The organism is Agromyces humi, from assembly GCF_009720255.1.
Classification (GTDB): Bacteria; Actinomycetota; Actinomycetes; order Actinomycetales; family Microbacteriaceae; genus Agromyces; species Agromyces humi.
The window spans coordinates 1-8142 of the sequence record NZ_WJSP02000161.1 but is presented as its reverse complement, the minus strand read 5'-3'; the positions used below and the strand labels follow the sequence as shown (position 1 = coordinate 8142).

At 70.5% G+C, this 8142-nt stretch carries 10 protein-coding genes and 1 pseudogene; 7 read left to right on the top strand and 4 right to left on the bottom strand.

Annotated features, from left to right (window positions below; genetic code table 11):
- The first annotated feature begins 277 nt into the window (after nt 1-277).
- The 7 genes from GH736_RS13205 to GH736_RS13175 all read left to right on the top strand — a co-directional run bounded on the left by GH736_RS13205 (nt 278) and on the right by GH736_RS13175 (nt 5212).
- Nucleotides 278-1021 carry an alpha/beta fold hydrolase gene (locus GH736_RS13205; RefSeq protein WP_159604002.1) on the top strand — a complete coding sequence of 248 codons (744 nt, stop codon included), beginning with the start codon at nt 278-280 and terminating at the stop codon, nt 1019-1021.
- Between the two features lie 72 nt (nt 1022-1093).
- Nucleotides 1094-1453: a RidA family protein gene (locus GH736_RS13200; RefSeq protein ID WP_235934168.1), complete on the top strand. Its 360-nt coding sequence runs from the start codon at nt 1094-1096 to the stop codon at nt 1451-1453.
- Between the two features lie 2 nt (nt 1454-1455).
- Nucleotides 1456-2193, top strand: coding sequence for an alpha/beta fold hydrolase (locus GH736_RS13195; RefSeq protein WP_159603998.1), 738 nt, complete (start codon nt 1456-1458; stop codon nt 2191-2193).
- Entirely contained in the window at nt 2190-2549 is a 360-nt protein-coding gene (locus GH736_RS13190) for a cupin domain-containing protein (RefSeq protein ID WP_159603996.1), read from the top strand. Before GH736_RS13195 ends, GH736_RS13190 begins: the two co-directional genes overlap by 4 nt.
- A gap of 26 nt (nt 2550-2575) precedes the next feature.
- Nucleotides 2576-4213, top strand: coding sequence for a cation:proton antiporter (locus GH736_RS13185; RefSeq protein WP_159603994.1), 1638 nt, complete (start codon nt 2576-2578; stop codon nt 4211-4213).
- Entirely contained in the window at nt 4206-4808 is a 603-nt protein-coding gene (locus GH736_RS13180; RefSeq protein WP_159603992.1) for a DNA-3-methyladenine glycosylase I, read from the top strand. The genes GH736_RS13185 and GH736_RS13180 overlap by 8 nt, the downstream gene beginning before the upstream one ends.
- Nucleotides 4809-4867: 59 nt before the next feature.
- The gene (locus GH736_RS13175) at nt 4868-5212 is read left to right on the top strand and encodes a LysR family transcriptional regulator (protein ID WP_159603990.1); all 345 of its coding nucleotides are present in this window, start codon (nt 4868-4870) and stop codon (nt 5210-5212) included.
- Between the two features lie 40 nt (nt 5213-5252).
- Here the strand turns inward: GH736_RS13175 and GH736_RS13170 are convergent, their stop codons facing one another.
- The 4 genes and pseudogenes from GH736_RS13170 to GH736_RS25840 form a co-directional block, all read right to left on the bottom strand.
- Nucleotides 5253-5543 carry a DUF7882 family protein gene (locus tag GH736_RS13170; protein WP_159603988.1) on the bottom strand — a complete coding sequence of 97 codons (291 nt, stop codon included), beginning with the start codon at nt 5541-5543 and terminating at the stop codon, nt 5253-5255.
- 102 nt (nt 5544-5645) lie between these two features.
- Entirely contained in the window at nt 5646-6719 is a 1074-nt protein-coding gene (ychF, locus tag GH736_RS13165) for a redox-regulated ATPase YchF (RefSeq protein WP_159603987.1), read from the bottom strand.
- Nucleotides 6720-6725: 6 nt separating this feature from the next.
- The gene (locus tag GH736_RS13160) at nt 6726-7637 is read right to left on the bottom strand and encodes a DMT family transporter (protein ID WP_159603985.1); all 912 of its coding nucleotides are present in this window, start codon (nt 7635-7637) and stop codon (nt 6726-6728) included.
- A 353-nt stretch (nt 7638-7990) separates the two neighbouring features.
- Nucleotides 7991-8142: pseudogene (locus GH736_RS25840) on the bottom strand (alpha-amylase family glycosyl hydrolase); the annotation flags it as partial.

Genomic DNA, 8142 nt, shown 5'->3' with positions numbered 1-8142 from the left:
CCGCGGATCCGGCCTGACCGGCCTCGTCGACCGGGCCGAGGCGCTCGGCGGATCGGTGAGCGTCCACAGCCCGAGCGGCCACGGTACCCGGCTCGTCGCCACCCTCCCGCTCTCCGCACCCTGAGCCGCACCGCACCAGCCGGGGGTCCGCGTTCACGCTGGCCCCCACGCGAAGGGTGAGGGCAGCGTGCTCGACGCCCGGCCGGTTCACGGGGATGCTGGGGCCATTCCCCCGGTCCGGCGTCAGCGCGGCCCGGCGTCTGCGCAAGGAGCCGCCATGAGCATCTCGAATCCCTCCCCGGACCGGCCCACGGTGGTGCTCGTGCACGGCGCGTTCGCCGAGTCCTCGAGCTGGTCCGGCGTCGTCAGGCTCCTGCTCGACGACGGATTCCCGGTGATCGCGGTCGCGAACCCCCTCCGCGGAGTCCGCACGGACGCCGAGTACCTCCGAGCCGTCCTGCACGACGTCGAGGGAGACATCGTGCTCGTCGGCCACTCGTACGGCGGCACGGTCATCACGAACGGCGCGACCGGGAACCCCGCGGTGAAGGCCCTCGTCTACGTCGGCGGATTCGCGCCGGATGAGGGAGAGAGCGCCGCACAGCTCGCCGGGCGCTACGAGGGCGGGACACTCGGCGACACGCTCACCGCGGTCGCCCTCCCCGACGGCGAGAACGACCTGTACATCGTCCAGGACAAGTACCGCGCCCAGTTCGCCGCCGACTCGTCGGAGCGGGATGCGGCGGTCATGGCCGTGACCCAGCGGCCCATCGTCGAAGCGGCCCTGAACGAGGCATCCGGAGCACCGGCATGGAAGACGATCCCGTCGTGGTTCCTGTTCGGCTCCGACGACAAGAACATCCCGGCAGCGAGCCACCGCTTCATGGCCGAACGCGCCGGATCGCGCTCGACCGTGGAGTTGCAGGGCGGCTCGCACAGCGTGGGGGTACCCGAGGCCGCGCGCGTCGTCGATCTCATCCGCGAGGCGGCTGCCGCAGCGGGCGCGCCGGCGGCCGGATAGGGCGTCGCGCCGGTGAACGTCGGTCGAGTCGCCCGAACCGGTGCCGGTGTGCATGTCTCGGTGGCGGCGGTGGTGGCGGATGGCCGTTTCGTGTTCGTGTCGGGTCAGAGTCCCACCCGCGACGGCACACTCGTCGACGGCACGATCCGCGAGCAGACCGAGGTGGTGCTGGACAACCTCGCGATCATCCTGCGCTCCGCCGGCGCGCGACTCGACGACGTGGTCAGGTGCGGGGTCTTCCTCGCCGATCTCGACTCGCTGCCGCAGTTCGACGAGGCCTACATCGAGGCGTTCGGCGCCCACCTCCCCGCGCGCACGACGGTCGGCGTCGCGCTGCCCGGCTACGGCGTGCAGGTCGACTGCATCGCGATGGTGCCCGACGCCGTGCCCGACCCTGTGACACCCGCGACACCCCCAACCGAAGGAAGATGAAGATGGCGACCACACCTGAACCCACGACCGTCGTGCTCGTGCACGGCGCATTCGCCGACGCGGGGAGCTGGGTCCCCGTCATCGAACGGCTCCAGGCCGCCGGTATCCCCGTCCGCGCGCCGGGACTGCTCATGCGGGGCCTCCGGTCCGACTCCGACTACATCGCGAGCGTGATCACCCAGATCCCCGGCCCGGTGCTCGCGGTGGGGCACTCCTATGGAGGTGCGGTGATCTCGAATGCCGCCACGCAGGCGTCGAACGTCACGGGCCTGGTCCTGGTCTCGGGCTTCGCGCCCGAGGAGGGCGAGGCGCTCGGTGAGGTCGAGGGCACCTCCCGCGACAGCGCCCTCGGACCGGCACTCGTCCAGGCGCAGTTCCCGACGGGCGTCGGCGATGAAACGGCGGTCGAGCTGTACGTCGATATCGAGAAGTTCCCGGCCGTGTTCGCCGGCGACCTCCCCGAGGCGCAGGCGAAGGCGTTCGCAGCATCCCAGCGACCGATCGCCGCGTCGGCGTTCGACGAGAAGTCGGGACCGCCCGCGTGGAAGCACCTGCCCACCTGGTCCATCGTCGCCACCGGTGACAAGGCGGCCGGCTCCGACGTGCTGCTCTCCATGGCCCGCCGGGCGAACGCCGAGCTGCTCGAGCTGGAGGGCTCGCACCTCATCATGGTCTCCCAGCCCGAACCGGTGACGGACGTCATCCTGCGCGCGCTCCAGAAGATCGGGGAATCGCGATGAGTGACGCGGAACCGGTCGACGAGCTGGCGACGAAGCTGAAGCGCACCGAACTGCAGCACCAGGCCTCGTCGATTCCGGGCAGGGACATCGTGCAGGTCCTGACCGAGATCCCGGTCGGGGTCGAGTCGGGCTGGCACACGCACCCGGGTGAGGAGATCGGCTACATCCTCGCGGGAACCGTCGAGATGCGGATCGAGGGCGCGCCGAGCCTGTTGCTGAACGCCGGCGACCCCTTCCTGATGCCGCCGGGCACCGCCCACAACGCCCGAGACCTCGGGCCGGGCACAGGGATGATGCTCTCCACCTACCTCGTCGACCCGACCCAGTCGCTGGCCACGTTCGTGCACGTGGACTGAGACGGTGCGCTGAACGAGGGGCCCGGATGGACCCCGTGACCGCGGTCGTCTGGACCGTCGCGTTCGTGGTCGTCACCGTCTCGGTGACGGGCCTGACGCGGCGCCTGAACTGGTCGGCGCCGGTCGTGCTGGTCATCGTCGGCGGGATCGCGTCGTTCATCCCGATCGTCCCGGTCGTGCACGTGGAGCCGGAGCTGGTGCTCTACGGCGTGCTTCCGCCCCTGCTGTTCGCGCAGGCGGTTCGGACCTCGTTCATCGACGTGCGCCGGCGACGCGACAGCATCCTCATCCTCTCGGTGGGGACGGTCGCGTTCACGGTGATCGTGGTCGGGCTCACGACGTCGTTGCTGCTTCCCGCCATCGGGCTCGCCGCGGCGTTCGCCTTCGCGGCGGTCATCGCCCCCACGGACACCGTCGCCGTCACCTCGGTGACCGGCCGCCTCGCGCTGCCCCGGCGGGTCGTCACCGTCCTGGAGGGCGAGAGCCTGCTGAACGACGCGGCGGCGCTCGTCGCGCTCAACGCCGCGATCGCCGCGATGACGACGCTCCTCAGCCCGCTGCTCGTCGCCGGCGAGTTCCTCCTCGCCGTCGCGGGGGGCGTCGCCGTCGGGCTGGCGATCGGGTGGACGATGGCGTTCATCCGCTCGCGGCTGCGATCCCCGGTCCTCGACACGAGCCTCGCCCTCATCACGCCGTACCTCGCCTTCATCGCCGCGGAGGCCGTGCTCGGTTCGGGGGTGCTCGCCGTCGTCATCGCGGGCTTGTACCTGGGGTACCGGTCACCCGTCGTGCAGTCCGCCGAGGCGCGGATCGCCGAGTCGGTGAACTGGCGTACCATCCAGTTCCTGCTCGAGAACGCGGTGTTCCTGTTCATCGGGCTCAACCTCGCGAGCATCCTGCAGGGGGCGATCCGAACCGGGCCGGGGCTGTGGGCGACCATCGGCATCTGCAGCGTGGTGTTCGTGACGCTCGTCGTCTCCCGGTTCGCCTTCGTGCTCGCGGTCGCGTGGTTCTTCCGACGGGGACCACGGCGGCTGCGCCGGCAGCACGTGCAGTGGAAGAACGCCGTCGTCATCGCCGCGGCGAACGTGCGCGGCGTCGTCACGCTCGCCGCCGTGTTCCTGCTCCCCGAGATGACGCCCGACCGCGAGTTCCTGCAGTTCCTCGCCTTCGTGATCGTGGTGGCGACCCTGGTCAGCGGGTTGGCGCTGCCCGTGCTCGTCCGGCGCCTGCACCTGCCGCCGCCGAACGCCGCGCAGGAGCAGATGGAACGCGAGACGCTCATGGCCGAGGCTCACGCGGCCGGGCTCGGCCGTCTCGAACTGGAGATCGGCGAGGCCGACGAGGAGCGGGTCGTCTCGCAGCTGCGGGCGAACGCCACCCTCATCTCCGACTCGCTGGAACATCCGGCGGCGGATCCGTCCTCGGAGTCGTTCCTCGCGTCCTATGCCCGCCTCCGGCGCACCATGATCGCCGAAGAACGTCGCGCCGTCCTGGCCGCGAGGTCCGAGGGTCGGTTCCCCGAGACCGCGGTGAAGTTCGTCCTTCGAGCCATCGACGCAGAGGAGCTCTCATTGAACGCCATCACCAAGGCCCCGGATGCCGCGGCCCCGCGTCCCCAGCCGGCCGACACGCGTTCGCCGGGGAGGCGTGGCCATGTCTGACTGGGCCTCGGGCGCCGCCTCGACGGGCGGGGACCACCGCACCCGGTGCGCGTGGGCCACCGCTCATCAGCACGACGAGGCCCTGCTCGCCTACCACGACCACGAGTGGGGCACCCCGGGTGGAAGCGAGAGCGCCGTGTTCGAGGCGCTCACCCTCGGGATCTTCCAGGCCGGCCTCGGATGGCTCACCGTGTTCCACAAGCGCGACGCGTTCCGCGCCGCCTTCCACGACTTCGATCCGGTGCGGGTCGCGCAGATGGACGACGCCGACGTCGCCGCGCTGCTGCAGGATCCGGGGATCATCCGCAACGAGGCGAAGATCCGGTCCACCCTGCGCAATGCCGCGGTCGTTGCGGCGTCGGAGTTCGCGCTCTCCGACCTGGCGAACGGCGTCCGACCGCCCGAGCACCGGCGTCCGTCCCCGGGGGCCGCCGTGCCCTCGCACACCCCCGAGTCGGAGTCCTTGAGCCGGCGGCTGAAGGCCGACGGGTACGTGTTCATCGGCCCGACGAGCGCCTACGCCTTCATGCAGGCGATCGGCGTGGTCAACGATCACGTCGTGGGCTGTTACCGCGGCGACGAGCTCGAACGATGAGGCCGACTCGCGTAGCCTGAAGCCCGGCCGGCATTCGCGCCGACCGACGGAAGGCTCCCGTGAACATCACCCTGCTTCGACGTTTCGTCGCCGTCGCGGAGGAGTTGCACTTCCCGCGCGCGGCAGACTCGCTCGGCATCCCGCTCGCGTCGCTCTACTCGTCGATCGACAAGCTCGAGGCCGAGATCGGGCACCCGCTCTTCACCCGGCAGGGCGAGACCCAGCTGACCAAGGTCGGCGTCCTCTTCCTCGAGGAGGCCCGGAAGGAGATCGCCGCGGCGCCCGCCCCCGCCGAGAAGCCCGCCGCGAAGGCCGGCGGCAAGGCGAAGGCGTCGAAGGGCAAGGGCCGCGCGCCCATCGTGAAGGGCCAGCCGAAGCCGTACAAGAAGCGCCAGGGGCGCTGAGCAGCCCGGGTCTCCCTCGAGCAGAGGTCGAGCGGAGGCCTCAGCTCGCGGGCGGCTCCGGCACGATCGTCAAGCCGAGCACGGAACTGGCCGTTTCCTCCAGTTTCACCAGCCATGCCTCGTTGAGGGCAGGACGACGATTGCCGAAGTACACGAATTCGAGCGGCGTCGACGGTGAGATCCACGCCGTCACCATTCGCCCGGGAGCGCTCAGCGTCATCGGGAAGGACTGCCGTTGCTCCATCTTGCGCAGGATGATCACCTGCAGGTGCGCCAGGGTTCGATCGTCGATCTCAGCCGTCGAGACGTTCGCGTAGATGAATCGCCCCACGGCACACCCGCTCTCTCGTCACCGGCAACCTCTCACACATCGGGTGCGGCGGGGAGGGACTTGACTGAGCGGGAAGCGCGATGTCGTGGAGTCACGACCGCATCAGACGTTGAAGCGGAACTCCACGACGTCGCCGTCCTGCATGACGTAGTCCTTGCCCTCCATGCGGGCCTTGCCCTTTGCACGGGCCTCGGCGACGGAGCCGGTGGCGACGAGGTCGGCGAACGAGATGACCTCGGCCTTGATGAAGCCGCGCTCGAAGTCGGTGTGGATGACGCCCGCGGCCTGCGGGGCCTTCCAGCCCTTGTGGATCGTCCACGCGCGCGACTCCTTGGGGCCGGCGGTGAGGTAGGTCTGCAGGCCGAGGGTGTCGAAGCCGACCCGGGCGAGCTGGTCGAGGCCCGACTCCTCCTGGCCGGTCGAGGCGAGCAGCTCCGCGGCGTCGGCGGGGTCGAGGTCGATGAGCTCGGACTCGATCTTCGCGTCGAGGAAGACGGCCTCGGCGGGAGCGACGAGCGCGGCGAGCTCGGCCTTGCGCGCGGCATCCGTCAGCACCGCCTCGTCGACGTTGAACACGTAGATGAAGGGCTTCGCGGTGAGCAGGCCGAGCTCCTTGACGGGCTCCAGGTCGACGGACGCCGCGGAGAGCGGCGTGCCCTTCTGCAGCACCTCGAGCGCCTCGTTCGCCGCGGTCAGCACCGAGGGATCGAGCTTCTTGCCCTTGACCTCCTTCTCGAAGCGCGGGATCGCGCGCTCGAGGGTCTCGAGGTCGGCGAGGATCAGCTCGGTGTTGATCGTCTCCATGTCGGACTTGGGGTCGACGGTGCCCTCGACGTGCACGACGTCGGAGTCCTCGAAGCCGCGCACGACCTGCGCGATCGCGTCGGCCTCGCGGATGTTCGCGAGGAACTTGTTGCCGAGCCCCTCGCCCTCGGACGCGCCGCGCACGATGCCGGCGATGTCGACGAACGACACGGCGGCGGGCAGGATGCGCTCCGAGTTGAAGATGCCCGCGAGGGTCTCGAGCCGGGGGTCGGGCAGGTTCACCACGCCGATGTTCGGTTCGATCGTCGCGAAGGGGTAGTTCGCCGCGAGCACCTGGTTCTTGGTGAGTGCGTTGAACAGGGTGGACTTGCCGACGTTGGGCAGGCCGACGATGCCGATAGTGAGAGCCACGGGGGTCTATCGTACCGGCAGCCCGCTCGCGGCATCCGCCCGTCCGCTCTCCGACCGTCGGATGTGCAGCGTGAGGTAGACGCCCACGATCACGAGCGCACCGCCGATCACGGCGGGCGGCTCGAGGGTGGCGCCGAACGCGAGCGCGATGATCACCGTGAACACGGGCAGCAGGTTGAGGAAGATCCCGGCGCGGGCGGGACCGACCTTCGACGCGCCGATGTTCCAGAGTGCGTAGCCCGCCATGGACGGGAAGATCACGATGTACGCGAGCCCGAGCGCCCCCGCGCCCGTGGCCGGCAGCGAGACGCCCGTGATCGCGATGACCGGCACCATGGTGGCCACGGCGAACACGGCCTGCACCGCGGTCGCCGTGATCGGCGGCGTCGCGAGGCGACGTGAGATGAGCGAGTAGACGGTCCACGCGAGCACCGAACCGATCACGAGCAGGTCGCCGACGCCGAAGCCCTGCTCGAGGATCTGCCCGACGTCGCCGCTCGTGAGCACGACGGTGACGCCGATGAAGGCGACGATCAGCCCCAGCACCTGCACCCAGCCGAGCCGCTCATGCAGGAAGATCGCGGCGGCGAGGGCGATCGTGGCCGGATTGATCGCACTGATCACCGCCGCGTTCACCGCGCCGGTGAGGCCGAGTGCCGCGTACAGCAGCAGGGTGTACCCCGTGAGGCCGAGCGCCGACTGCAGCAGATGCACCGGCCACTCCCGAAGCGCCACGCGCCAGTCGGGGCGCTCGATGAGCCAGGCGATCGCGAGCAGCGGCAGGACCGCGAAGGCCCAGCGGAAGAACGTCAGGGAGATCGGCGAGATCTCGCGCGTGACCATCTCGCCGAAGACGTAGTTGCCGGCCCAGAAGAGGTTCGCGAGCGCGAGGAAGAGGTACACCCGGCCGCGATCCACCGGTCCAGCGTACGTGGTCGGGTTCAGGGTGCTCCCTCGGCTTCCTCCGGGGCCGCACTGAACGTCCGCGACCGCACTGGCGGGCGCGTCGGTCGCGGTCGTAGGCTGCGCCCAGCAGATGAAGTCGAGCGTTGCTCACGTCCACTGAGCGACGAGGCGAACGAGGGGGGCGGCGATGTCCGCCATGGGCAGGCGAGGGCGCGGATGCCGCGCGTGGAGGGCCGGGTGATGACCCCCGCGCTCGCGGTGATCGGCGCGCGCGGCGCGGTTCGCGTCGTGGGCGCGCCGGATGCCGCGGGCTGGTCGCTCCCTACCGACGGACGAGAGCTCGCCCGAGCCGGCCTCGTCGGCACCGGCGGCGACGCCCCCGTCCTCGTGCGCGAGAAGCCCCCGTTCGCCCCGTCGGTCCACTGCATCGGGGTGCGCACGGTCATCCGTCCGCCCTCCTCGCGGTTCTCGCCCATGCCGATCTCCTCGCCGTAGAACAGGACGGGCGTGCCGGGCA